This window comes from Amycolatopsis sp. NBC_01488 (assembly GCF_036227105.1).
Taxonomy (GTDB): Bacteria; Actinomycetota; Actinomycetes; order Mycobacteriales; family Pseudonocardiaceae; genus Amycolatopsis.
On the sequence record NZ_CP109434.1, the window covers coordinates 5,376,144 to 5,399,505 of the forward strand.

General features: G+C 71.8%; 21 protein-coding genes and 1 pseudogene. 12 read left to right on the forward strand and 10 right to left on the reverse strand.

The features are described 5' to 3' along the window. Positions 1–26 precede the first annotated feature (26 nt). From dapA to OG738_RS25710, 3 genes are all read left to right on the forward strand, one after another. Positions 27–1,040, forward strand: coding sequence for a 4-hydroxy-tetrahydrodipicolinate synthase (gene dapA / locus OG738_RS25700; RefSeq protein ID WP_329044688.1), 1,014 nt, complete (start codon positions 27–29; stop codon positions 1,038–1,040). Continuing rightward, positions 1,037–2,734 (forward strand): ribonuclease J, encoded by a 1,698-nt coding sequence (locus OG738_RS25705; RefSeq protein WP_329044690.1) that lies wholly within the window; start codon positions 1,037–1,039, stop codon positions 2,732–2,734. The genes dapA and OG738_RS25705 overlap by 4 nt, the downstream gene beginning before the upstream one ends. A gap of 331 nt (positions 2,735–3,065) precedes the next feature. After that, the gene (locus tag OG738_RS25710; RefSeq protein WP_329044691.1) at positions 3,066–4,712 is read left to right on the forward strand and encodes a substrate-binding domain-containing protein; all 1,647 of its coding nucleotides are present in this window, start codon (positions 3,066–3,068) and stop codon (positions 4,710–4,712) included. An 18-nt stretch (positions 4,713–4,730) separates the two neighbouring features. Here OG738_RS25710 and OG738_RS25715 read toward each other — a convergent pair whose 3' ends face one another. From OG738_RS25715 to OG738_RS25725, 3 genes are read right to left on the reverse strand one after another with little or no spacing between them, the layout of a single operon-like run. Continuing rightward, entirely contained in the window at positions 4,731–5,678 is a 948-nt protein-coding gene (locus tag OG738_RS25715; RefSeq protein ID WP_329044694.1) for an EamA family transporter, read from the reverse strand. A 50-nt stretch (positions 5,679–5,728) separates the two neighbouring features. Continuing rightward, entirely contained in the window at positions 5,729–6,343 is a 615-nt protein-coding gene (gene wrbA, locus OG738_RS25720) for an NAD(P)H:quinone oxidoreductase (RefSeq protein ID WP_329044695.1), read from the reverse strand. A gap of 34 nt (positions 6,344–6,377) precedes the next feature. Next, positions 6,378–7,193, reverse strand: a complete 816-nt coding sequence (locus tag OG738_RS25725) for a lysophospholipid acyltransferase family protein (RefSeq protein ID WP_329044697.1) — start codon at positions 7,191–7,193, stop codon at positions 6,378–6,380. A gap of 191 nt (positions 7,194–7,384) precedes the next feature. Between OG738_RS25725 and OG738_RS25730 the strand changes: the two genes are divergently transcribed. After that, positions 7,385–9,868, forward strand: coding sequence for a DNA translocase FtsK (locus tag OG738_RS25730; RefSeq protein ID WP_329044698.1), 2,484 nt, complete (start codon positions 7,385–7,387; stop codon positions 9,866–9,868). A 36-nt stretch (positions 9,869–9,904) separates the two neighbouring features. After that, entirely contained in the window at positions 9,905–10,327 is a 423-nt protein-coding gene (locus tag OG738_RS25735; protein ID WP_329044700.1) for a hypothetical protein, read from the forward strand. Here OG738_RS25735 and OG738_RS25740 read toward each other — a convergent pair. The 3 genes and pseudogenes from OG738_RS25740 to OG738_RS25750 form a co-directional block, all read right to left on the reverse strand. After that, positions 10,320–10,930, reverse strand: a pseudogene (locus OG738_RS25740) (nitroreductase family protein). The gene OG738_RS25735 and the pseudogene OG738_RS25740 overlap by 8 nt on opposite strands. Positions 10,931–10,978: 48 nt before the next feature. Continuing rightward, a complete protein-coding gene (locus OG738_RS25745) occupies positions 10,979–11,413 on the reverse strand; it encodes a phospholipase (RefSeq protein WP_329044701.1) in 435 nt (144 codons plus the stop codon). Positions 11,414–11,541: 128 nt separating this feature from the next. Beyond that, positions 11,542–12,045 carry an amino-acid N-acetyltransferase gene (locus OG738_RS25750; RefSeq protein WP_329056836.1) on the reverse strand — a complete coding sequence of 168 codons (504 nt, stop codon included), beginning with the start codon at positions 12,043–12,045 and terminating at the stop codon, positions 11,542–11,544. Positions 12,046–12,141: 96 nt separating this feature from the next. Between OG738_RS25750 and rimO the strand changes: the two genes are divergently transcribed. From rimO to OG738_RS25785, 7 genes are all read left to right on the forward strand, one after another. Beyond that, positions 12,142–13,578, forward strand: a complete 1,437-nt coding sequence (rimO, locus tag OG738_RS25755) for a 30S ribosomal protein S12 methylthiotransferase RimO (protein ID WP_329044702.1) — start codon at positions 12,142–12,144, stop codon at positions 13,576–13,578. After that, positions 13,575–14,216: a CDP-diacylglycerol--glycerol-3-phosphate 3-phosphatidyltransferase gene (gene pgsA / locus OG738_RS25760; protein WP_329044703.1), complete on the forward strand. Its 642-nt coding sequence runs from the start codon at positions 13,575–13,577 to the stop codon at positions 14,214–14,216. The genes rimO and pgsA overlap by 4 nt, the downstream gene beginning before the upstream one ends. A gap of 2 nt (positions 14,217–14,218) precedes the next feature. Continuing rightward, entirely contained in the window at positions 14,219–14,815 is a 597-nt protein-coding gene (locus OG738_RS44715; RefSeq protein ID WP_442875808.1) for a CinA family protein, read from the forward strand. 99 nt (positions 14,816–14,914) lie between these two features. Further along, complete coding sequence (locus OG738_RS25770; protein WP_329044704.1) at positions 14,915–15,382, forward strand: helix-turn-helix domain-containing protein; 468 nt, start codon at positions 14,915–14,917, stop codon at positions 15,380–15,382. Between the two features lie 230 nt (positions 15,383–15,612). Then, positions 15,613–16,455 (forward strand): PspA/IM30 family protein, encoded by an 843-nt coding sequence (locus OG738_RS25775; RefSeq protein ID WP_285998191.1) that lies wholly within the window; start codon positions 15,613–15,615, stop codon positions 16,453–16,455. A gap of 29 nt (positions 16,456–16,484) precedes the next feature. Continuing rightward, complete coding sequence (gene pspM / locus OG738_RS25780) at positions 16,485–17,477, forward strand: phage shock envelope stress response protein PspM (RefSeq protein ID WP_329044708.1); 993 nt, start codon at positions 16,485–16,487, stop codon at positions 17,475–17,477. A 434-nt stretch (positions 17,478–17,911) separates the two neighbouring features. Next, complete coding sequence (locus OG738_RS25785; protein WP_329044709.1) at positions 17,912–19,351, forward strand: allophanate hydrolase-related protein; 1,440 nt, start codon at positions 17,912–17,914, stop codon at positions 19,349–19,351. Here the strand turns inward: OG738_RS25785 and OG738_RS25790 are convergent. The 4 genes from OG738_RS25790 to OG738_RS25805 all read right to left on the reverse strand — a co-directional run bounded on the left by OG738_RS25790 (position 19,317) and on the right by OG738_RS25805 (position 23,362). Next, entirely contained in the window at positions 19,317–20,360 is a 1,044-nt protein-coding gene (locus OG738_RS25790) for a quinone-dependent dihydroorotate dehydrogenase (protein ID WP_329044711.1), read from the reverse strand. The genes OG738_RS25785 and OG738_RS25790 overlap by 35 nt on opposite strands. Before the next feature lie 65 nt (positions 20,361–20,425). Continuing rightward, positions 20,426–20,998 carry a GNAT family N-acetyltransferase gene (locus tag OG738_RS25795; RefSeq protein WP_329044712.1) on the reverse strand — a complete coding sequence of 191 codons (573 nt, stop codon included), beginning with the start codon at positions 20,996–20,998 and terminating at the stop codon, positions 20,426–20,428. 387 nt (positions 20,999–21,385) lie between these two features. Then, entirely contained in the window at positions 21,386–22,432 is a 1,047-nt protein-coding gene (add, locus tag OG738_RS25800) for an adenosine deaminase (RefSeq protein WP_329044714.1), read from the reverse strand. Positions 22,433–22,552: 120 nt separating this feature from the next. Next, positions 22,553–23,362 (reverse strand): DNA-formamidopyrimidine glycosylase family protein, encoded by an 810-nt coding sequence (locus OG738_RS25805; protein ID WP_329044716.1) that lies wholly within the window; start codon positions 23,360–23,362, stop codon positions 22,553–22,555.

Here is a 23,362-nt window from a genome sequence, read left to right on the forward strand (position 1 = left end):
TCGGTGCGACGGGGTACCGTCTCAGCATGTCCAACCCACCTACCGCAGCACCCGGACGGCCCTTCGGGCGCGTGCTCACCGCGATGGTCACGCCCTTCGACGCCGAAGGCGCGCTGGACCTGAAGCGGGCGCAGGAGCTGGCCGAGCACCTCGTGGAGCTGGGGAACGACGGCCTCGTCATCAACGGCACCACCGGCGAGAGCCCGACCACGAGCGACGCGGAGAAGCAGGAGCTCGTCCGCGCCGTGGTCGAGGCCGTCGGCGACCGCGCGACCGTCGTGGCCGGCGCCGGCACCAACAACACCGCGCACAGCGTCGAACAGGCGAAGCAGGCCGAAGAAGCGGGCGCGCACGGCCTGCTGGTCGTCACCCCGTACTACTCGCGCCCCAGCCAGGCCGGGCTGCACGCGCACTTCACGGCGGTCGCGGACAGCACCGGGCTGCCGGTGATGCTCTACGACATCCCGCCGCGCTCGGTCGTGCCGATCGAGGTCGACACGCTGCTGCGGCTGGCCGAGCACCCGCGGATCGTCGCGGTCAAGGACGCCAAGGGCGACCTGATCGCCGGGTCCGAGGTCATCGCCAACACCCACCTCGCCTACTACTCCGGCGACGACGGCCTGAACCTGCCGTGGATCTCGGTCGGCGGGGTCGGCGTCGTGAGTGTGATCGGTCACGTCGTGGCCGGCCGGATCCGCGCGATGATCGACGCCTACGAGAACGGCGACACGTCCACCGCGCGCACCAACCACCGCGGCATGCTGCCGGTGCTGCGCGCGATGTCGCGGGTCGGCGGGGTCGCGTTCAGCAAGACGGCGCTGCGGCTGCGCGGCTTCGACGTCGGCGAGCCGCGGCTCCCGATCGTCGCCCCGACCGCCGAGCAGACCGCCCTGATCGCCGGTGATCTCGGCCAGGGCGGCGTGCCCCTGGGCGACACGGCGGCCCGGGACTGGCATGGTGAGCGGGTGGCACAAGCAGATTCGAGGGCCGCCTACGTGGCGCCGACCTCGCACACCAGCGTTGGGACCCTGCCTCGGTGAGCTCACTTCCCCCAGGTCCAGGCCCCACCAACGCCCCGCCCGCACTGCCAGCCGGAGCCCTGCGCGTCGTCGCGCTGGGCGGCATCGGCGAGGTCGGGCGCAACATGACCGTCTTCGAGTACGGCGGCCGGCTGCTCATCGTCGACTGCGGGGTGCTCTTCCCCGAAGACGACCAGCCCGGCGTCGACCTGATCCTGCCCGACTTCCGCGCGATCGAGGACCGCCTCGACGACATCGAGGGGCTGGTGCTCACCCACGGGCACGAGGACCACATCGGTGCCGTCCCGTTCCTCCTGCGCCTGCGGCCGGATCTGCCGATCTACGGCTCGAAGTTCACCAACGCCCTGCTCGCGGCCAAGGCCAAGGAGCACCGGCAGCGGCCGAAGCTGATCCAGGTCCGCGAGGGCGAGCGCCGCGACGTCGGCGTGTTCAACCTCGAGTTCTTCGCGGTCAACCACTCCATCCCGGACGCGCTGGCCGTGGCCATCCGCACCCCGGCGGGCGTGGTCCTGCACACCGGCGACATCAAGCTCGACCAGCTCCCGCTGGACGGGCGCCTCACCGACCTGGCCGGCTTCTCCCGGCTCGGCGACGAGGGCGTCGACCTGTTCTGCGTCGACTCGACCAACGCCGAGGTGCCCGGGTTCGTGATGCCCGAGCGGGACATCGGCCCGGTGCTCGACGACGTCATCCGCCGCGTCGACCAGCGCGTGATCGTGGCCTGCTTCGCCAGCCACGTCCACCGCGTGCAGCAGGTCCTCGACGCTGCCCAGCGGCACGGCCGCCGGATCGCGTTCGTCGGCCGGTCGATGGTCCGCAACATGGGGATCGCGGCCGAACTCGGCCTGCTCAACGTGCCGGACGGCCTGCTCGTCGACCTCGACCAGGCGAGCAACCTCCCGGAGAGCAAGGTCCTGTTCGTGTCGACGGGTTCGCAGGGCGAGCCGCTCTCGGCGCTGTCGCGGATGGCGCGCGGCGAGCACCGGCAGATCTCGATCCGCGCGGGCGACACGGTCGTGCTGGCCAGCTCGATGATCCCGGGCAACGAGACCGCGGTGTTCGGCGTGGTCAACGGCCTGACCCGGCTCGGCGCGAACGTCGTGCACCAGGGCAATGCCAAGGTGCACGTGTCCGGCCACGCGTCGGCCGGCGAGCTGCTCTACCTGTACAACGCGGTGCGCCCGAGCAACGTGATGCCGGTCCACGGCGAGTGGAAGCACCTGCGCGCCAACGGCGAGCTGGCCATCCGCACCGGCGTCGCGGCGGAGAACGTGGTCATCGCCGAAGACGGCGTGGTCGTCGACCTGGTCGACGGCAAGGCGTCCCGCACCGGCCGCGTCGAGGTCGGGCACGTCTACGTCGACGGCCTTTCGGTCGGCGACGTCGGCGAGTCGACCCTGTCCGACCGGCTGGTCCTCGGCGAGGGCGGGTTCATCTCGATCAGCGTCGCGGTGGACTCCAGCACGGGCCGCGCGGTCAGCAGCCCGACGGTGTCCGGCCGCGGCTTCTCCGACGACCCGAAGGCGCTCGACGCGGTCGTGCCGCTGGTGGAGATGGAGCTGGCGCGCACGGAGTCCGAGGGCATCACCGACACGCACCGGATCGCACAGGCGGTCCGCCGGGTGGTCGGCCGCTGGGTGGCCGACACCTACCGCCGCCGCCCGATGATCGTCCCCACGGTCATCCCGGTCTAACGCCATGAAGGGCACCCCATGGACTTCGAGTCCATGAGGGTGCCCTTCATGGCGTTCAGCGCGCCAGCTTGGTGAGGGCCAGGACAAAGGCCACGGTCGCGGTCTGGCGGAGCAGGGCCCACCGGTCCCGGCGCTGGTCGTGTCGTGTCGGTTTCATGCGTACCCCCAACCGGTCAGGCCTCCAGTGTCGCGCGCGGACATCCCACTCGCGGACGGATCGGATCCCTTCCCGGGTATGAGGGTTCCCTGTTACGCCATCCGGACCACGAGCCGGTGGTTTGCCGGGCGCTAACCTTGGTCGCACCCCGCCTCGGGAAGAGAGGCCGCGCCGATGGGACGTCACTCGCCGGACGGAAGACGACGCCGGCTGCTCGTGCCCGCCGTCGCGACCGGGCTCGTGGTCGTCGTCGGGGCCGGGGCCTGGGTCACCGTCTCGGCGGTGAAGTCCCGGCCCACCTGCGAGCAGCCGGCGAAGGTCCTGGTCACCGCGTCCGCCGACATCGCGCCCGCGCTCGAGCTCGTCGCGCGTGGTCTGAACCTCCAGTGCGGCAGCGTGGAGGTCCAGACCAGGGAGGCGGCCGCCGCCGCCGAGCGGCTCGCGCTGTCCGATGGCAGCCCGCGGCCGCAGGTGTGGGTACCCGACTCGACCCTCGCGCTGCGCCGCGCGCACCAGCTGGGCGCCGCGGACGTCCCCGAGACCGGCGCGGCGGTGGCCAGCTCGCCGGTGGTGCTGGCCGTCGCCGAAGACGTCGCGAAGGGCATCGGCTGGCCCGAGCGCACGCCCACCTGGTCCGACGTACTGGGCGCGCAGGGGGCCGTCCCGGGGATGTCCGATCCGGCCCGCGATGCGGTGAGCGCCGTGGCCTTGCTGGGCTTGCGGGAGAGCGTCAAGGCGGCCGCCGAGCCGGCGGGCGCGTACGTCGCGCTGCTGCGGCGGTTCTCCGCCACCACCCTCGGCGCGGAGACGGACCTGATCGCGCGGCTGCCGGGGTCGAGCGGCAGCGGCGGGGCAGGCGCCGTGACGACGTTCCCGGCGTCGGAGAACTCCTTGCTGCGCCACAACATCGAGGACCCGACGTCGCCGCTCGTGGCCGTCTACTCGACGGCCGTGCCCACATTGGACTATCCCTTCGCCGAGCTGGGCGGGATCACCCCGCAGCAGCGCCCGATCGTCGACGCGCTGCGGGACGCGGTGCTCGGCGACGCGGGCGCGGACGCCATCGCGAAGACGGGCCTGCGCGCGGCGGGCGGCCAGGCGCTGCGCGCGCACACCGACGACCCGCGCGTGTCACCGCCGGGCATCCGGACCGCGAACCTGCCGCCCGCCACGGCCGTCGACGAGCTGCTCACCCAGTGGGCGGGGATCAACCTGAGCGCGCGGGTGCAGGTGCTCGTCGACGTCTCGGGGTCGATGAACGCGCAGGTGCCGGGAACCGGGCTGAACCGCATGCAGCTTTCGATGCAGGCGACGGCGAAGGCCCTGCACCTGTTCAAGCCCACGACCGAGCTGCGGATGCTGGCGTTCTCGACCCACCTGGACGGCGACAAGGACTACCGCGAGCTGCTGCCGATGGCCCCGGTGGCCCAGCACCTGGCGGACGGCGCGCTCGACAAGCTCGCCCAGGTGAAGGCCACCCCGGACGGCGGAACGGGGCTGTACGACAGCGTGCTGGACACGTACCGCACGGCGCGTCGCGAGTGGGAGCCGGGCCGGCTCAACCTGGTGATCGTCCTGACCGACGGCCGCAACGAGGACCCGCACGGCATCTCGCGCGCGGAGTTGCTGACGGAGCTGGCGAAGCTGCAGGACCCCCGCCGCCCGATCCCGGTGATCGGCGTGGGCATCGGCCCCGACGCGGACAAGGCCGAGCTGGACCAGCTGACCGCGGCGACCGGCGGCCAGGCGTTCGTGGCCCCGGACCCGGCGAAGATCACGGACGTCTTCTTCGCCGCCCTGAGCCACATCGCCGGCGGCTAGCTGGCTGAACCACGCCCCTCAGGTCGTCAGGATCTCCGACTTCCGCTGCACCAGGAACGCCCCGGCCAGCAGGATCGCCGAGCCGAGCAGTTGGGGCCACGTCAGCTCCTCGCCGATGAACGCCCACGCCGCGACGGTCGTGATCACCGGCTCGACCAGGCCGAGCACGCTCGCGACCGACGCGGGCAGGTGCCGCAGCGACGAGATCCCGCAGACGTACGCGAGCACCGTCGCGACCAGTACCAGCAGGACCATCAGCAGCCACACCGGCGGGTGCCACGCGCCGAACTCGACGTCGGCCGCGAGCAGCGCGACCGGCCACGTCCACGGCGGTGCGACCAGGCTGATCAGCACCGCGCCGATCACCATGCCCCAGGTGACCAGGCCGAGCGGGTCGATGTCGGCCACCGCGCGCTCGCCGAGGAGGAAGTACCCGGCCGAGCACAGCGCCGCACCGAAGCCGGCGAGCAGGCCGACGCCGTTCAGCGTGACGCCCTGCCAGACCTGCGCGACCAATCCCAGGCCGGCCATGGCCAGCGCGATGCCGCCCCACACCGACCGCGGCAGCCGGTGCCGCCGCACGAACCGCACCCACAGCGCGATGAGCACCGGCGAGACGAACTCCAGCAGGATCGCGATGCCGACCGGGATCCGGCCCGCGGCGACGAAGTAGAGCAGCTGCACGCCGGCGACGCCGAGCAGGCCGTACCCGGCCAGCACCGGGAGCTCCGACCGGCGCACCCGCAGCTTCTTCGGAGCGACCAGCGCGACTCCGGCGAGCAGCACGAACCCGGCGAGCCCGATGCGCATCGCGGCCACCTGCTCCGGGCTGAACCCGGCGGACATCGCGGACTTGCCCAGCGTGCCCGACGTGCTGAAGAACAGCGCGGCGAGCAGGACGAGCGTGGTCCCGCGGCCGCGCTGGGCGACCCGGACAGGTGCGAGGACGGGCAGCTCGGTGGTCACCACCGCGACTGTAGGGGCCCGCCACGTCACTGCCAAAGCGGTTTTCGCGGTTACTCGGCCTGCTTGAGTCCGGTCGCGACGTGCGTCGCGATCGTGGCGAGCCGCCGCCCCTGGACGTGCAGCGCGCCGAGGGCGAGCTCGTCCGGCGCCGCCGACTTGCGGGAGACGAACGAACCGCCGTACGGGTTGCCGGACTCCATCAGGTGCGGGTCGGTGTAGCCGAGCGGGACCACGATCGCGCCCCAGTGGTAGAAGACGTTGTTGATCGCCAGCAGCGTCGACTCCAGGCCACCGTGCCGGGTGGACGCCGTCGTGAACGACGTCGCGACCTTGTCGGCCAGCTTTCCCTTGGCCCACAACCCACCCGTGCTGTCCAAATAGGACTTGAGCTGAGCTGCCGGGCCGCCGAACCGGGTCGGGCTGCCGACCGCGAGCCCGTCTGCCCAGACGAGGTCGTCGAGCGTGGCCAGTTCGTGGTGCGGCCCCGAGTCGACCCAGGCCTGCCACCGCGGGTTCTGCGCGACGAACTCGGCGGGCACGGTCTCGGGCACGGTCCGCACCCGGACGTCCGCCCCAGCCTCGCGCGCGCCCGCGGCGAGCGATTCGGCGAGGGCAGCGGTGTTCCCGGTCGCGCTGTAGTAGACGACGAGTATCCGTGTGCTCACGTCCGCCGACTCTAGGGGCACCCGCGCCGATGTCTCAGGATCCGGACGCCGGCTTCCACGGGCTGACGGTGTCGGTCGGCCGCGTCGGGTCGTGGAAGCGAGGCCGGTCGAGTTCGCCCGCACGCAGCGGGACGAGGCCGTCGGTGATGGCCTGCATGATCTTGGCGTGCGCGCGCACGCCGGCGCCGGGCCGCTCCGGCTCGACGTCCGACAGGTCGACGGGCTCGCCGAAGTGCACCCGGAACTTCGGGCGGCGCAGGGGAGCGCTGAGCCCGGAGCGGGCGAGGGGGACCAGGTCGGCGGGGCCGTTGACGGTTTCGGTGCCCCAGTAGACGGCCTCGTGCGCGCCCCACTGGCTGATCGGGATGACGGGCACGCCCGCGGCCAGCGCGAGCCGCGCGGCGCCGGTCTTGCCGCGTTCCGGCCACAGGCCCGGGTCGTGGCTGATCCGGCCCTCGGGGTAGACGATGATCGGCTCGCGCGTGGTCTTGAGAGCTTCGACGGCCTCGGTGAACTGCCCGACAGCGGTCGCGGCGACCTTCCGGTCGACCCGCAGGTGGCCGCTGACCCGCAGCGCCGGGCCGATGACCGGGGCGTCCAGGATGCCGCCGGCCAGCATGAACCGGGGGTTGATGCCGATCCGCTTGCACGCCGCCATGAGGACGAACGCGTCGAAGACGCCGATGTGGTTGGCGGTCATGAGCAGCGGCTTGCCGCGCAGCTGCGCCGGGATCCGGCCGCTGACGGTCAGGCGGCCGACGAGGTTCACCAGCCCGCGGTCGATGTTCAGCATGGTCCGCCAGATGGCGGGGGCTCGGCGGGAGGTGTTGTCGGAGTGCAGCGCGACCATGGGCAAGAGCATGGCAGACGCCGATTTCACCCGGATGGCCGCTCGGGATACCGGTCTGGGTGGGTTTTCTTGGGGCTTCGGCCTGGCACGGCGGCGCGAAAGGGCCGTTCGCGCCGGTGTGAGGCAGAAGTTCACCCTGCGCTGAGAGTGGCGCATGTGACGAAAGGCCACGGCCGGTTACCTTTAGAGACATGGCTGGGTCGGCGACGAGGAAGCGAAGCACGGGCAGCGGCGCGAAGGGGGCAGCGGCGCGTAAGCCGCGTACACCCGCGAAGCCACGTACCGCCTCCGCTCGCAGGCCCGCCCCACGCGGGCGCCGCAAGACGCCCGGGCTCTTCGGCAAGGGCGTCCGCGGCACGTGGAACCTGCTGGCCAAGGGCATCGGCACGCTGGCCCGCACGGTCGGCCGCACCCGGGAACTCGAGGCCGAACACCGCCGTGACGGCCTCGCGCTGGGCCTGATCGCCCTGGCCATCGTCGCGGCCGTCGGGGTCTGGTGGCGGGCCGCCGGGCCGATCGGGGCCGGGGTCGAGATCGCCACGCGGACCGTCCTCGGGGCCGGGGCCGTCACGCTTCCGCTGGTGCTCGTGGTCGTCGCGGTCGCGCTGATGCGGTCCGAGCCGCATCCCGAGACGCGGCCGCGGATGGTGATCGGCACCATCATGGTCGTCCTGTCCGTGCTCGGGATGCTGCACATCTTCACCGCGCTCCCGGCCACGAACGACGGCCGGATGTACGCCGGCGGCATCATCGGCGCCTTCTCCGGCGGGCTGCTCACCATGGGCGTCACCACCTGGGTCGCCGTCCCGATCCTCATCCTCGCGCTCGTCTTCGGCGTGCTCGTCTTCACCGGCACGCCCGTCCGCGAGATCCCGCACCGCCTCCGCAACTGGGGCCTCGACGACGAGGAGATCGCCGAAGCCGAGCAGCGGTCCGGCTTCGCGACCGACGAAGAGGCCGTCACCGAAGCCGACCCGAAGGCCGCGCGCCTGCGCAAGCCGTCGCGCCGCCGCCAGGCCGCCGACGCGAACCCGGAGCAGCTCGACCTCGACACCATGCTCGCCGAGGCGCCGACGCCGATCAAGCCGCCCAAGGCTGTGCCCAAGCCGGTCGAGGTGCCCGAGAAGAAGCCGAAGAAGGCCCCGGAACCGCCGCTCGCCGTCACGCGGACCGTCGAGGGCGACTACCAGCTCCCGCCGCCCGACCTGCTGAAGCTCGGCGACGCGCCGAAGTCCCGCAGCAAGGCCAACGACGCCATGATCGAGGCGATCACCGGCGTGCTGGAGCAGTTCAGCATCGACGCGCAGGTCACCGGCTTCACCCGCGGCCCGACCGTGACGCGCTACGAGGTCGAGCTCGGCCCGGGCGTGAAGGTCGAGAAGATCACCGCGCTGACGAAGAACATCGCCTACGCGGTGGCCACCGACAACGTCCGGCTGCTGGCGCCGATCCCCGGCAAGTCCGCGGTCGGCATCGAGGTGCCCAACTCCGACCGCGAGATGGTCCGCCTCGGCGACGTGCTGCGCGCGCCGTCCACGGTCAAGGACAACCACCCGATGGTGATCGGCCTCGGCAAGGACATCGAGGGCCACTTCGTCACGGCGAACCTGACGAAGATGCCCCACCTGCTGGTCGCCGGCTCCACCGGGTCCGGTAAGTCGAGCTTCGTCAACTCCATGCTGGTGTCGCTGCTCGCGCGGGCGACGCCGGACGAGTGCCGGATGATCCTGATCGACCCGAAGATGGTCGAGCTGACGCCCTACGAGGGCATCCCGCACCTGATCACGCCCATCATCACCCAGCCGAAGAAGGCCGCCGCCGCGCTGGCCTGGCTGGTGGAGGAGATGGAGCAGCGCTACCAGGACATGCAGGTCAACAAGGTCCGGCACATCGACGACTACAACAAGAAGGTGAAGTCCGGGGAAATTACCGCGCCGCCGGGGTCCGAGCGCGAATACCGGCCGTACCCGTACATCATGGCGATCGTCGACGAGCTCGCCGACCTGATGATGACCGCCCCGCGCGACGTCGAGGACGCGATCGTCCGGATCACCCAGAAGGCGCGCGCCGCGGGGATCCACCTGGTCCTGGCGACGCAGCGGCCGTCCGTCGACGTCGTGACCGGCCTGATCAAGACGAACGTGCCCTCGCGGCTGGCCTTCGCGACGTCGTCGCTGACCGACTCGCGGGTCATCCTCGACCAGCCGGGCGCGGAGAAGTTGATCGGCATGGGCGACGCGCTCTACCTGCCGATGGGCGCCGGCAAGCCGGTCCGCATCCAGGGCGCGTTCGTCGGCGACGAAGAGATCTCCGCGGTCGTCACCTACGCCAAGGAGCAGGCGCAGCCGGACTACCAGGACGGCGTCACCGCGCAGAAGGCCGGCGAGAAGAAGGAGATCGACCCGGACATCGGCGACGACCTCGACGTCCTGCTGCAGGCGGCGGAGCTGATCGTGACGTCCCAGTTCGGCTCGACGTCGATGCTGCAGCGCAAGCTGCGGGTCGGGTTCGCCAAGGCGGGCCGGCTGATGGACCTGCTGGAGAGCCGCGGGATCGTCGGACCGTCGGAGGGCTCGAAGGCCCGTGACGTGCTGATCAAGCCCGAGGAGCTGGAAGGCGTGCTGTTCATGATCCGCGGCGGCGACCCCGTCCCGGCCGACCCGGACGACGAGTAGTGCAACCCGCGGGCGGGGTCGTTCCGTCCTGAGCACATGGACCTGCAGCGCTTCGCAGCCGGGCTGTTCGCCTTCGCCGTCCTCGCGGTGGGCGCCGGGAGTTCGGTCGCCTCCGGGCAGCCGGTCCCGGCCCGGGCGCCGTCGACCGTCAGCACCGCTCCCCGGGGTGACGTCACCCTGCGGCTCGGCCAGGAAGCCGCGATCCAGGGGAAGGACCTCGCCGTGCGGTACACGCACCTGGTGAACGATTCGCGGTGCCGCCCGACCATGACCTGCATCTGGCAGGGCGAGGCGACGCTCGCTTTCCTGCTGAGCGAGCCGGGCCGCGGCGAGAGCACGACGGCCGAGCTGCACAGCGGCCCCCGGACCGGCCCCCAGGCGACCTCGTTCGCCGCCAGCCGCGTCGAGCTGGTGTCGGTGAGCGAGGACGGCCTGGCGGCGACGGTCCGGGTCAGCTGAGGGGCGTGCCCCAGTGGTCGAGGTAGGACACTTCGGACAGCGGGATCCGCTCGGCCGGCTTGAAGTCGGGGGTCGTCGTGTAGGCGACCGGAAGCAGCCCGGCCTGCGTGTAGCCGTCGGGCACGCCGAGGATCTCCGCCGCCTCGGGCTCGCGCGAGAGGTGGTACGTAGTGAGCGTCGAACCCAGCCCGCGGGAGCGCAGCGCCAGCTGGAAGTTCCAGACCGCTGGGAAGATGCCGCCGTAGAAGGCCGCGTCGGTCGCGTTGTCGCCTGCCGGGCGGCCGCGCAGGCAGGGGATCACGAACACGGGCACCGCTCGATCACGTCGATCAGGTGCCGCCCCGACGCCAGCGCCCGCGACGGGCCTTCCTTCGCCCGCTCGGCGAGGTAGGCCTCGCCGACCTCGCGGAAGAGCGCGCCGAGCCGCTCCTTGACGCTCTGGTCGCGCACGACCAGCCAGCGCCACGCCTGGGCGTTGCCGGGGGTCGGGGCCTGCAACGCGAGGTTCAGGCACTCCTCGAGGACCGCGGACTCCACCGGCCGGTCGAGGTCGAGCTTGCGCCGGACGGCGCGGGTGGTGGACAGCAGGTGATCGATCTCCATGCCCCCATCCTGACCCGGGTCCGGCACGACCCGGGTCAGGGGGCGGGCTCAGCCGCCGAACTTGCGGACGGCCTCGTAGTACGTCCACGCCGCGCCCTTGCAGGCGATGTTGGAGCCGCAGACGCTCTTCAGGTCGGAGTAGAGGTTGTCGTCGATCTTGAGGCGGTTCGCCTCGGTGAACCGGCCCTGCTTCTTGTAGTTGCGGTAGCCGAAGTCGTGCCGGTGGCAGCCGGGGAGGAACTTCCAGCCGAACGGGTTGTCCGGCGCCCACGAGCAGCCGTCCGAGGACCAGTCGAGCTGGCCGTTGTACGGCGCCTGGTTCCGGATCGTCTCGAAGTTCGAAAGCGAGGTGCTGAAGAGGTACTGGTCGGTGACGGTCGGGATGTCGACCGCCGCCGCCGTGCCGGCGCCCAGCAGGGCACCCCCGCCGACAGTCGCGGCCACCGCGACGGTGGCCCCCAGGTTCCGCAGAGTCGTGCGCATCTTGTGCGTTCCTTGCTGATCAGGTGAGGAATTGACCTGATCATCCTGGGACACCGCGGTGGCGTGCGTCACCGCCCGGAAGGATGTTAGGGGGAAACCTTCAGAATCCGGGCGGTGAACAGGGGTGCTCAGAGCTCGAGCAGCATCCGGGAGTTGCCCAGGGTGTTCGGCTTGACGTACGGCAGGTCGAGGAACTCGGCGACACCGGTGTCGTGCGAGCGGCGCATCTCCTCGTAGACCTCGTGCGACACCGGCGTCCCCTGGATCTCCACGAAGCCGTGGCCGGTGAAGAAGCCGGTCTCGAAGGTCAGCACGAACAGCCGCTTCAGGCCCAGCTCCCGGGCCTCCTTTATCAGCCGCGCGACCAGCACCCGCCCGACGCCCTGGCCGCGGACGGCCTTGTCGACCACGACCGTGCGCAGCTCGGCGATGTCCTCCCAGAGCACGTGCAGCGCGGCCGCGCCGACGACCTCGTCGTCCACCTCCGCGACCCAGAACTCCTGGACCGCTTCGTACAGCGTGACCAGGTCCTTCTCCAGCAGGACGCGACCGGCGTCCGAGTCGACGAGGGCCTTGATCTTGCGGACGTCGGCGATCCGCGCGCGGCGGACGGCAGGGGAGGCGGACGGCACGATCGTCAACCCTGCCACATCGCCCCGCGCGGGCGCCGACACGACCGGGCTACGCCGTCGTCGGGCCGGCCGGGACCGGCGGCTACCCTGAACGTCGTGCCTTCTCCTGCCACTGACCCTGCCGCCACCCGACGCGTCTCCCTGCTGACCCTGGGCTGCGCCCGCAACGAGGTCGACTCGGAGGAGCTGGCGGGCCGGCTGGCGGCCGGCGGCTGGGAGCTGGCGGCCGATCCGGAGGACTCCGACGTCGTGGTGGTCAACACGTGCGGCTTCGTCGAGTCGGCCAAGAAGGACTCCGTCGACACGCTGCTCGCGGCGTCCGACACGGGCAAGAAGGTCGTCGCCGTCGGCTGCATGGCCGAGCGCTACGGCCACGAGCTGGCCGACAGCCTGCCCGAGGCGGATGCCGTCCTCGGCTTCGACCACTACGCCGACCTTTCCGACCGGCTCGACGACGTCGTCGCGGGCCGCAAGGTCGCCTCGCACACGCCGGGCGACCGCCGCAAGCTGCTGCCGATCAGCCCGGTCCAGCGGCCCGCCGCGGCCGAGAGCGTCGAGGTCCCGGGCCACGCGCAACACGGCTGGGGTCCGCGGGTGCTGCGCACGCGCCTCGACGACTCGCCGGTCGCCGCGCTGAAGATCGCCTCCGGCTGCGACCGGCGCTGCTCGTTCTGCGCGATCCCGTCGTTCCGCGGCTCGTTCGTCTCGCGGCAGCCGGACGAGATCGTCGCCGAGGCGCTGTGGCTGGCCGAGCACGGCGTCAAGGAGCTATTCCTGGTCAGCGAAAACTCGACGTCCTACGGCAAGGACTTCGGCCGCGACGGCGCCACCGCGCTGGAGCGGCTGCTGCCGCGGCTGGCGGAGATCGACGGCATCGAGCGCGTCCGCGTCTCGTACCTGCAGCCGGCCGAGACGCGCCCGCAGCTGGTCAAGGCCATCGCGACCACGCCGGGCGTCGCCGAGTACTTCGACCTGTCGTTCCAGCACTCCAGCGAGCAGGTGCTGCGCCGGATGCGCCGGTTCGGCTCGACGGACTCGTTCCTCGCGCTGACCGAGCAGATCCGCGAGTACGCGCCCGAGGCGGGCATCCGCACCAACGTGATCGTCGGCTTCCCCGGCGAGACCGAGCACGACCTCTCCGAGCTGGAACGCTTCCTGACCGGCGCGCGCCTGGACGCGGTCGGCGTCTTCGGCTACTCCGACGAGGACGGCACCGAGGCCGAGACCTTCGACGGCAAGCTCGACGCCGAGGAGGTCGCGGCCCGTGTCACGCGGATCTCCGCGCTGGTCGAGGAGCTGACCGCGCAGCGCGCCGAGGACCGGATCGGCACCTTCGTCGACGTGCTGGTCGAGCTGGACGACGACGGCGAGCTGACCGGCCGCGCCGCCCACCAGGCCCCGGAGGTCGACGGCGAGTGCGTCATCCTCGACGCGCCGGAGAAGGTCCAGGTGGGCGACTTCCTGCGCTGCGAGGTCGTCGACTCGGCGGGCGTGGACCTGGTCGTCCGCGCGGTACCGGACGCCGACCGGTGAGTGCGCTCCCCAGCGACGCCGCCGACGAGGGCACGGCCCACGAAGGCCCCGCCCAGGTCCCGGTCGCCACGCCGGTCCCGACGCTCAACGTCGCCAACCTGCTGACGCTGTCGCGGCTGGTCCTGGTCCCGCTGTTCGTCGCCGCGCTGTTCGTCGGCGACGGCCACGACACGACCTGGCGCGCGCTCGCGACCGGGCTGTTCGCGATCGCGTCGGCGACCGATCAGCTCGACGGCTGGGTGGCCCGCAAGTACGGCCTGATCACCGACTTCGGCAAGATCGCCGACCCGATCGCGGACAAGGCGCTGACCGGTGCCGCGCTGGTGGGCTTGAGCATCCTCGGCGAGCTGGGCTGGTGGGTCACGATCGTCATCGCGGTCCGCGAGATCGGCGTGACGCTGCTGCGCTTCTGGGTGATCCGCCACGGCGTGATCCCGGCCAGCCGCGGCGGCAAGGCCAAGACGATGGCCCAGATCGCCGCGATCACCGCCTACCTGCTGCCACTGCCGGCGGGTGCGGACCCGGTGCGCTGGTCGCTGATGGGCCTGGCGCTGGTGCTGACGGTGGTCACGGGCGTCGACTACCTGGTCCGGGCCCTGCGGCTGCGCGCGGCCGGGCGCCGGGTCACCGGGAGCTGAGGGTGGCGGACGAGCAGGCCGCGGCCCTCGTCGCCGCCCTCACCGCCCGCGGCGAGACGGTCGCCGCCGCCGAGTCGCTGACCGCCGGGCTCGTCTGCGCCACCCTCGCCCAGGTCCCCGGCGCCAGCGCCGCCCTGCGCGGGGGTCTGGTCGTCTACGCCACCGAACTGAAGACCGCACTCGCCGGGGTCGACGCCGCCCTCCTGGCCGAGCACGGCGCCGTCCACCCCGAGGTCGCCGCGCAGCTGGCCGAGGGTGCTCGCGAGCGGTGCGGCGCCACCTGGGGGCTCGGGCTCACCGGCGTGGCCGGGCCGTCGCCCCAGGACGGGGTCGCGCCGGGCACCGTGCACGTCGGGCTCGCCGGGCCGGGAACACACACACCGCGTCTTTCGGGGGCTCGGGTGGCGGAGCCCCCGACCCGAGGCGAAGCCTCGTTTGTCACAGTCCGTCTTTCGGGGGCTCGGGTGGCGGAGCCCCCGACCCGAGGCGGAGCCTCGTTTGTCACAGTCCGTACCCTGGCCCTCGACGGCGACCGGGACTTGATCAGGACCGAATCGGTCCGGGCGGCGTTTGCCCTGCTCGGGGAACATCTGACGTGAACCGGGCGTTCGCCCTTGGCGTACGGGCACCCCAACTCCTGCGCCCAGGGCGCCGCTCTGGGTAACGTAGGGGGTACTTGTACGGAAGGGAGGCGCGTGATGACCGTGCTGTTGCGTGAGGCGATCGGTGATCGGCTCCGTCATGCCCGCACCAACCAGCGTCGTACGCTGCGCGACATCTCCCGCGCCGCCAGGGTCAGCCTCGGCTACCTCTCGGAGGTGGAGCGGGGCCAGAAGGAGGCGTCGAGCGAGCTGCTCGCGTCCATCTGCCAGGCCTTGGACCTTCCGCTCGGCGAGCTGCTGCACAAGGTGGCGGCGGACGTTTCGGCCCTCGACAACGTCGAGGTCGCACCGGTCGACGAGCGGATCGGGGACGGCGCGCCCCGGGAGAAGGTGCCCGAGCGCGGCGCCAAGGCCGCGTCGGCCGGCATCGAAGGCGGCCGCCTGATGTCGGAGCTGATCGGCAACGACCTCGCCGACCTGCGGGTTTCCCCGGCGCCACGGATGAACACCACCCTGCGCACGACGATCGGACAGCCGAAGCTGGCCTCGACGATCGCCGCGTAGTAACGGATCGGACACGACGACGGCCCCGGGCAACGCGCCCGGGGCCGTTCGCGTGGGATACCGGGGTGATCAGGGGCGAACCCTGAAATCCCCCGGGGTCGCCTGGAACGGACGTGGCCGACCTGACACGATGGAACCCAACGCCGGGGTCGGTGCGTTGCATGTGCAGGGGAGCGACGCCCCACCTCGAGTACCTAGGCCCGTGGGACGCAAGAAGGCAGGCGGAGGAGATGGCCAACCCGTTCGTGAAGTTCTGGAAGTACATGATGGCGGCGTTCTCGTCGAAGATCGACGAGCACGCCGACCCGAAGGTACAGATCCAGCAGGCCATCGAGGAGGCGCAGCGCAACCACCAGGCGCTGACGCAGCAGGCCGCCTCCGTGATCGGCAACCAGCGGCAGCTGGAGATGAAGCTCAACCGGCAGCTCGGCGACGTCGAGAAGCTGCAGGCCTCGACCCGGCAGGCCCTCGTCCTCGCGGACGAGGCCCGGTCCAAGGGTGACGAGCAGAAGGCCGTCGAGTTCGAGAACGCCGCGGAGAGCTTCGCCACGCAGCTCGTCACGGCTGAGCAGAACATCGAGGACCTGAAGACGCTGCACGACCAATCGCTGCAGGCCGCGGCCCAGGCCAAGAAGGCCGTGGAGCGCAACTCGCAGATGCTGCAGCAGAAGCTCGCCGAGCGCACGAAGCTGCTCTCGCAGCTGGAGCAGGCGAAGATGCAGGAGCAGGTCTCCGCCTCGCTGAACCAGATGAGCCAGCTGGCCGCGCCGGGCAACACGCCGTCGCTGGAAGAGGTCCGCGACAAGATCGAGAAGCGCTACACCACGGCGCTGGGCTCGGCGGAGCTGGCGCAGAACTCGGTCCAGGGGCGGATGATGGAGGTCCAGGCCTCCACCACGCAGCTGGCGGGCCAATCGCGCCTGCAGCAGATCCGTGCGTCGATGCACGGTGACTCGGTCGCCCAGGTGACCGACGGCGGCAAGGCGGCCCAGGCGCCGGCCAGCAGCTCGGCCGACATCCAGCGCGAGATCCAGGCGCGCGTGCAGGCCGAGCAGGGCAAGAACCCGGCCTGACGCGGGCAGCGAGATCGAAGGGGGCGAGCATGGGGCAGCAGGGCAGACGACGCGACTTCAGCGAGTTCGGCGCGAAGCTGGAGAAGCACATCGAGAAGCTGCCTGACTACGCCGTGCGCGCCCAGGAAAAGCTCCAGAAGGTGCAGCGGTACTTCCCGCCGGCCGACCAGGCCGGCGGGAGGCCCGCAGCCCAGCGGCCCCGCCCGAACCCGCTGCAGCGGCCGCCGGTGCGGCGGCCCGACATGTCGGCGACGTGGTCGTCGATGGCGAACCAGGTCCCGGCGTTCGCCGAGGCCCGGGCGAAGTGGGACCGCTGGAACCACCCGGCCGCGAAGCTCGAACGCCGCAAGCGCCGGACGTCGCGCGCGCTGACGCTGTGGGTCCTGCTGACGATCCTGTGCGGCGTCCTCGCCGTGGCGGCCGGCATGGGCTGGATGAGCGCCACCGCCACCGCGATGATGCCGCAGGCGATCATGGCGTTCGCCGGAGCCGTCGTCTTCGGCACGTTCAGCGTCCGAAGCGGACTCAAGCTGCGGGAGCTGAAGCGCACCCCGCTCCCGGTCGCGCCGGCCGGCCCGCCGCCGCTGCCGCCCGCCGGGTCCGCAGCGCGCGAGCCGATGGAGCGGCTGGCGGAGTGCGAGGCGTCGCTGGGCGAATTGCTGCGCCAGCTCTCGGTACCGTCCTCGGTGGGTACGACCCCGGTGTCCGAAGTGTCCGTCGCCGACGCCGGGCAGACCGCGGCCGAAGCCGCCGCCGCGTTGCGCGGCCTGGCGGGCCGCATCCAGGCGATCGAACGCGGCCGCGACTCCGCGCCGGCCCGCGAGCAGGCGGCCCTGGACGCGGCGGTCGGTAAGCTCCGCGAACAGCTCGACGACGGCCTCGAGGGCTACCGCGGTCTGGTCGCCGCGGCCGGCCACACGGTCGCCGCGTCGAGCGACGGCCTGGTGACGTCCAAACAGGCCCTCACCGATGCCACCGATCGCCTCGCCGGCCTGGCCATGGCGCTGCGCGAACTCTCCTGACCCGGTGCCGGCGTGATCCGGGCCGTGACTCGCGTGATCGGACGCGGAACTCGCGTGATCCGAGCCGTAACGGGCCCAATCACGCGAGTTCCGGCTTCCATCACGTCAGTTCCGGCTCCGATCACGCGGATTCGGCCTTCGCTGGGCCGTTGGGTTTTGAAACTCGGCCGTTCGGGTGCCGGATCCGGCGGAATCCGGTCTTCGTCACCCGGCGTGCGTGATCGTGCGTTTCACCCCGGCGTCGCGCCCTGTTCACCTCTTGGTGCCGAAACAAGCGCGTAATCGGAAACTGATCGCTACGGAAACGTCCGCCACCTAACGTTTCTGTCATGCATGAAGAGGTGTCACTCGCCGGGAGGCCCGCCGTGCTTTGAGGATCGCCGGCGCCGACCGTACACAGTGGACTTTCTCGACCGCCGAGGAAAGGACGCCCCGTGACCACGCTCCCGCCGGACCCGGATCCTGTCTCGCCGACCCCGCCCACCGCCTCCCACCGCGTCATCGCGGCCTTCGAACGCATCACCGAGGCCGACCGTCCCGAGCTCTGGTCCACCCTGCGCGCCGTCGAAGACGTCCTCGTCGACGCCAAGGCCGTCGACGAGCGCGTCAAGGCGGGGGAGGACCTGCCGCTGGCCGGCACCGTCCTCACCGTGCCGGAGCTGATCGACGTCGCCGGGCAGCCCTCCGGCCGCTCGGTCCCGGAAACCAGCGCCACGGTCGTCGCGCGGCTCACCGCGGCCGGCGCCGTCGTGCTCGGGAAGACCGGCTGCGCCACGGTGGCCGCGGCCTGGGACCGGACCAAGACCGGCGGCCGCGGCGCGGCGGTCGCCGTCGCGCTCGGCATCGTCGACCTGGCACTGAGCACCGCGGGCGCGGTCCCGGCCGCGCTGAACGCGATCGTCGCGCTGAAACCGACCCGCGGCCTGCTGCCGATGACCGGCGTCCGCTCGTCCGAAGCCGTCTCCGTGTACGCGAACGGCCTGGTCGCCGGCCGCCGCGCGCTCGCCCTGATGACCGGCCCGGACGGCGTCTCCCCGACGCGCACCTGGCCCGCCGACGTCCGCCTCGGCGCCGGCGAGCACCCCCGCATCGCCTACCCGGCGAACCTGCCCCTGAGCGCCGCCGCGGCCATGGCGTTCGAGGGCGTGGTGAAGCGGCTGACGGCGGCCGGGGCCGTCCTGGAACCGATCTCCCTGGGCAAGCACGCCTTCGAGGACGCGCTGCTGCTGCCGACCGTGCCGGACCACCCGGACCTCGCCGAGGCGCTGGCCGATCCGGCCGCCGTGCAGCACCGCCTGGCCGGCTGCACCGCCTTCGCGAACCTCCTCGACCTGGCGGCGGTCACCGTCCCGGTGCTGCCGGGCGACAAGCGCCCGTTCGGCGTCACCTTCCTGACGCGGGCGTTCGAGGACCAGATCGGCCTCGACCTCGCGACCGTCTGCACGGACGAGCCCATGACGCCGTACCCGGAACCGGGCGAGGACGTCGTCGTGTTCGGCGCGCACCTGCGCGGCCAGCCGCTCAACCCGCGGCTCACCGAGCTCGGCGCCCGGTTCACCCGGCCGGTCCGGACCACCGAGAGCTACCGGATGGTGCTGCTGGACACCGAACCGCCGCAGCCGGGCGTGCTGGACCACGCCGAGGGCAGCAGTCTCGACGGCGAAAGCTGGCGGCTGTCCCCGGCCGCGTTCGAGCGGTTCGTCACCACGCTGAAGGGCCCGTTCGTGCTGGAGCGCGTCGAGCTCGAGGACGGCTCGCGGCCGCTGGCCGTCCGGTGTGACCCGAACGCGGGCGGAACCGGCCTGGACCGCTACGAATCCTGGCGTGGCTACGTCCGGTTCACCTCGACCGCCGGGCCGCGAGACCCCGGCTGACCCGGCGCACCAGGCCCGGCCCGTGCAGCGCGAACCCGGTGTAGAGCTGCACGAGTGACGCCCCGGCGTCCACCAGGCGCACGGCGTCGTCCGGGCCCATGATCCCGCCGACGCCGATGATCGGCAGGCTCCCGCCGGTGTGGTCGTGCACGAACCGCACGACCTCCGCCGCGCGGGCGGTCAGCGGCCGGCCGGACAGCCCTCCCGCCTGTCCGGCCAGGCTGCTCTCCGCCGGCACGATGCCGTCGCGGGCGAGCGTCGTGTTCGTGGCGATGATCCCGGCGACGCCGTGCTCCAGCGCGACTTCCAGCAGTTCGGCGAGGGCGTCCTCGGTGAGGTCCGGCGCGACCTTCACCAGCACCGGCGTCGGTGCGCTGCTTCCGGCCAGCTCGGCGGACGTCGTACGCAGCTCGCCGAGCAGCTCGCCCAGCGCGGTGCGATCCTGCAGCTGCCGCAGCCCCGGCGTGTTCGGGGAGCTGACGTTGACCGCGAAGTAGTCGGCGTACGGGTACAGCGCACGCAGCGAGAAGCGGTAGTCCTCGACGGCGTCTTCGAGGGGGGTGACCTTCGACTTGCCGATGCTGATCCCGAGCGGCACCCCCGGCTTCCCGTCGCGCGCGAGCTTGGCGGACAGGGCTTCCGCGCCGTCGTTGTTGAAGCCCATGCGGTTGATCACCGCGTCGCTGGCGGGGAGGCTGAACAGCCGCGGCTTCGGGTTGCCCGGCTGCGCCAGCCGGGTCACCGTGCCGACCTCGACGAACCCGAAGCCGAGCGCGGCCCACGCCGGCAGCGCGCGGCCGTTCTTGTCCATCCCGGCGGCCAGGCCGACGCGGTTGGGGAACCGCAGGCCGAGCACGGTCACCGGGTCGTCGACGCGCAGGGCACCGCCGACCGCGGGCGCGACCTTGCCGAGCCGGGCCAGGACGCCGATCGTGCGCTCGTGCACCAGCTCGGGGTCGTGGTCGGACAGCCGGTACAGCGCCGGGCGGACGATCTTGTCGAAGAACACGCCCCCATGCTGCCAAACCGCCCGGATCGCGCGACCGGAGCGTCACGTCCGCGTGAAGGGGGCCACTACGCGCCGCTGGCCCGCAGGTCCTTCCACTCGTCTTCGAGCATCGCGTAGACCAGTTCGTCGGTCCACTCGCCCTTGACGATCTCGTTCTCCCTCAGGTGCGCTTCCTCGCGCATCCCGAGGCGCTCCATCAGCGCGGCGGACGCGGTGTTGCGGCCGTCGCACCGGCCGATGATGCGGTGCAGCCCCAGATCCTCGAAGCCCAGCCGCAGCAGTTCCGTGGTCGCCTCGGCGGCCAGGCCCTTGCCGTGGTGGTCGGGGTGGAAGACGAACCCGATCTCGCCCTGCCGGTGCTCGCTGCTGAGCCACTCCAGGTTCAGGTCGCCGATCAGCTGTCCCGTCGCGGCGAGTTCCACGGCCACCGCCAGGAACTGCCCTTCCTTCGTCAGGGTCGAGCTGTGCACCCGTTTCGCGAGCGCGGCGGCTGATTCGGCGCGGCTGCGCGGACCCCAGTAGAGGTAGCGGGCGACGTCGGCGCGGGATTGGAAGGAGTTCAGCGCGTCGAGGTCGTCGGGCGTGAACGGGCGCAGGAGCAGCCGATCCGTGGTGATCGGGTAGTCGGGCCTGAGCATGGGTTCCAGGCTAGCGACCTTCAGCCGTCCGGGGGACAGAACAGCGGACTGCTTTCGTCGAATCCGGGGGTCGGATCGCCGGACGGTCGTCCGGCGCCGCCGGACGGCGTGACCTGCACAAATGAGCGCATGAAGGAACCCCCGGGGTGCCTCTCGAACGCCGTCAAACGCTCGAGCCCGAGCCGGACTGGTGCTCGGAAACCCCGGGGGCACGGTGACTGCCTGGTATTCGCTATCAGGCATCACGTGAAGCAGGCGATGAGCCGAAGGTGGCTCAGTTGTAGCGCTGCTCAAAGTCCTTCACGTGCCATCCGCTAGCGGACAGCCACCTCACGAGTCCTGTTGGAATACAACTTTGGACCACCTCCTCTCTCGTGTACTGCCACGCTAGGCGAAGATCCCGGTGTCCGGCAACGTCATTTGTGTGATCTCAGTCCGCAGACCGGCCTTGCGTGGCTCGTCGAGGAAGGACGCGTCGACGGCGTTCTCCGCCAGCCGCACCAGTTCGGCCGCGGTCAGCCCCAGGGTTTCGGCGACGGCGATGTACTCGCCGGTGAGCGTGGCGCCGAACATCGGCGGGTCGTCGGTGTTGAGCGTGACGACGACGCCGTGGTCCAGCATCCGCCGCACCGGGTGCGCGGCGAGGCTCGGCACCTGGCCGGTGCGCACGTTCGACGTCGGGCACACTTCGAGCGGGATCCGGTGCGCCGCAAGGTGTTCCAGCAACGCGGGGTCGGCCACGCAGCTGGTGCCGTGCCCGACGCGTTCGGCGCCGAGGTCGTGCAGCGCGGACCAGATCGTGGCCGGGCCGGTGGTTTCGCCGGCGTGCGGGACGCTGTGCAGCCGGGCTTCCCTGGCGCGGGTGAAGAACGGCTCGAAGCGCGCGCGCCCGACGCCCAGCTCCGGGCCGCCGAGGCCGAAGGACACCAGGCCGCCGGGGCGTTCGCGGAGCGCGAACACGAGCGTCTCGCGTCCGGCTTGGGTGCCCTTTTCGCCGGGAATGTCGAAACACCAGGCCAGTTCGACGCCCAGTTCGGCGGCTTCGGCCCGGCCGGAGGCGAGTCCGGCCAGCAGATCGTCGCCGGGAACGCCGTCGAGCAGGTGGTTGTACGGCGTCACGGTGACTTCGGCGTAGCGGCAGTTCTGGGCGGCGAGATCCGCGGCCAGGCCGGTCACCAGCGTGTGGATGTCGTGGCGGTCGCGCACGAGCGAGGTGACCGCCAGGTAGCTGGTGAGGAAGTGGGCGAAGTCGCGGAAGGTGAAGAACTCCGCGAGCTCGCGCTCGTCGGTGGGGACGCCGGCGGCCGGCCACCGCCGGGCCAGCTCGCGGACGGTCGGCAGGCTCGCCGAGCCGACGAGGTGGACGTGCAGTTCGACCTTGGGCAGGGCGTGCGCGAACGCGCGCAGCGCCTGCCCGGTCAGGATTCCGGGCATGACTGAGCTCCCTGGGGGCCGGACGGGTGACGGAAGGGCGCGCGCGGCTCAGGGAGCGAGGTCGCCGCGTTCGGTGTCGGCCCCGTAGAGCGGGAGCTTGAACGACGTCACGGGCCCAGTCTAGCCCGCGGGAGCCGGGCCGTGCTGGTCCTTCGGGCAGAACCAGGTCGGCCGCTGCTGGACGTCGTGGCCCTGCGTGCGGACCAGGACCTCGCCGCCGCAGCGGAAGCAGCCCTGGCGGGTGCGCTCGTAGACCCAGTTCTTGCGGTTGCGGTCGAGGTGGCCGGTGGTGCTCTGCTCGAAGCGCCCGGCGGACGCGTTGGCCAGCAACAGCTTGCGGGCGAGCGCGACCGTGTGGTCGGCGTCCACTTCGGACACCGGCGTCCACGGCGTCACGCCGAGCAGGAAGGCGAGCTCGCACTTGTAGAGGTTGCCGACGCCCGCCATGATCCGCTGGTCGAGCAGCGCGAGGCCCAGCTCGCGTCCGGGTTCGGCCGCCAGCGCCGCCGCCGCGCGGGCCGCGTGCTTGTCCGTCCACTGTGGATCCAGCAGGTCCGGGCCGAGGTGGGCGACGAGGTCGCGCTCCTCCGGCGTGGCCACGAGCTTGAGGTCGTGCACGCGGAAGCCGATGGCCTGGACGTCGGCCGCGGTCAGCACCACGCGGGCGTGGTGACCGGGCCGCCGCCACTTCGCGCCGGCCGGGTAGACGTCCCACATGCCGTCCATCATCAGGTGCGAATGCAGGGTGAGGTCGCCGGAGAAGCGGGTGAACAGGTGCTTGCCGACCGTCCCGACGCCGAGCACCTCGCGACCGGAAAGGTCCACAGTGGCCAGTTGCGGCACGCGGAACTGACCGCGCAGCAACGTCTTTCCCGCCATCGCCTCGTCGAAGCGCTTTCCGACCAGGTAGACGGTGTCACCTTCGGGCAC

Excerpts from the sequence above, each read along its gene's own strand:
- dapA (WP_329044688.1), top strand. The coding sequence starts at position 27 with ATGTCCAACCCACCTACCGCAGCACCCGGACGGCCCTTCGGGCGCGTG.
- OG738_RS25710 (WP_329044691.1), top strand. The coding sequence starts at position 3,066 with ATGGGACGTCACTCGCCGGACGGAAGACGACGCCGGCTGCTCGTGCCC.
- OG738_RS25725 (WP_329044697.1), bottom strand. The coding sequence starts at position 7,193 with ATGGTCGCGCTGCACTCCGACAACACCTCCCGCCGAGCCCCCGCCATC.
- OG738_RS25730 (WP_329044698.1), top strand. The coding sequence starts at position 7,385 with ATGGCTGGGTCGGCGACGAGGAAGCGAAGCACGGGCAGCGGCGCGAAG.
- OG738_RS25735 (WP_329044700.1), top strand. The coding sequence starts at position 9,905 with ATGGACCTGCAGCGCTTCGCAGCCGGGCTGTTCGCCTTCGCCGTCCTC.
- OG738_RS25745 (WP_329044701.1), bottom strand. The coding sequence starts at position 11,413 with ATGCGCACGACTCTGCGGAACCTGGGGGCCACCGTCGCGGTGGCCGCG.
- OG738_RS25770 (WP_329044704.1), top strand. The coding sequence starts at position 14,915 with ATGACCGTGCTGTTGCGTGAGGCGATCGGTGATCGGCTCCGTCATGCC.
- OG738_RS25775 (WP_285998191.1), top strand. The coding sequence starts at position 15,613 with ATGGCCAACCCGTTCGTGAAGTTCTGGAAGTACATGATGGCGGCGTTC.
- pspM (WP_329044708.1), top strand. The coding sequence starts at position 16,485 with ATGGGGCAGCAGGGCAGACGACGCGACTTCAGCGAGTTCGGCGCGAAG.
- OG738_RS25795 (WP_329044712.1), bottom strand. The coding sequence starts at position 20,998 with ATGCTCAGGCCCGACTACCCGATCACCACGGATCGGCTGCTCCTGCGC.
- add (WP_329044714.1), bottom strand. The coding sequence starts at position 22,432 with ATGCCCGGAATCCTGACCGGGCAGGCGCTGCGCGCGTTCGCGCACGCC.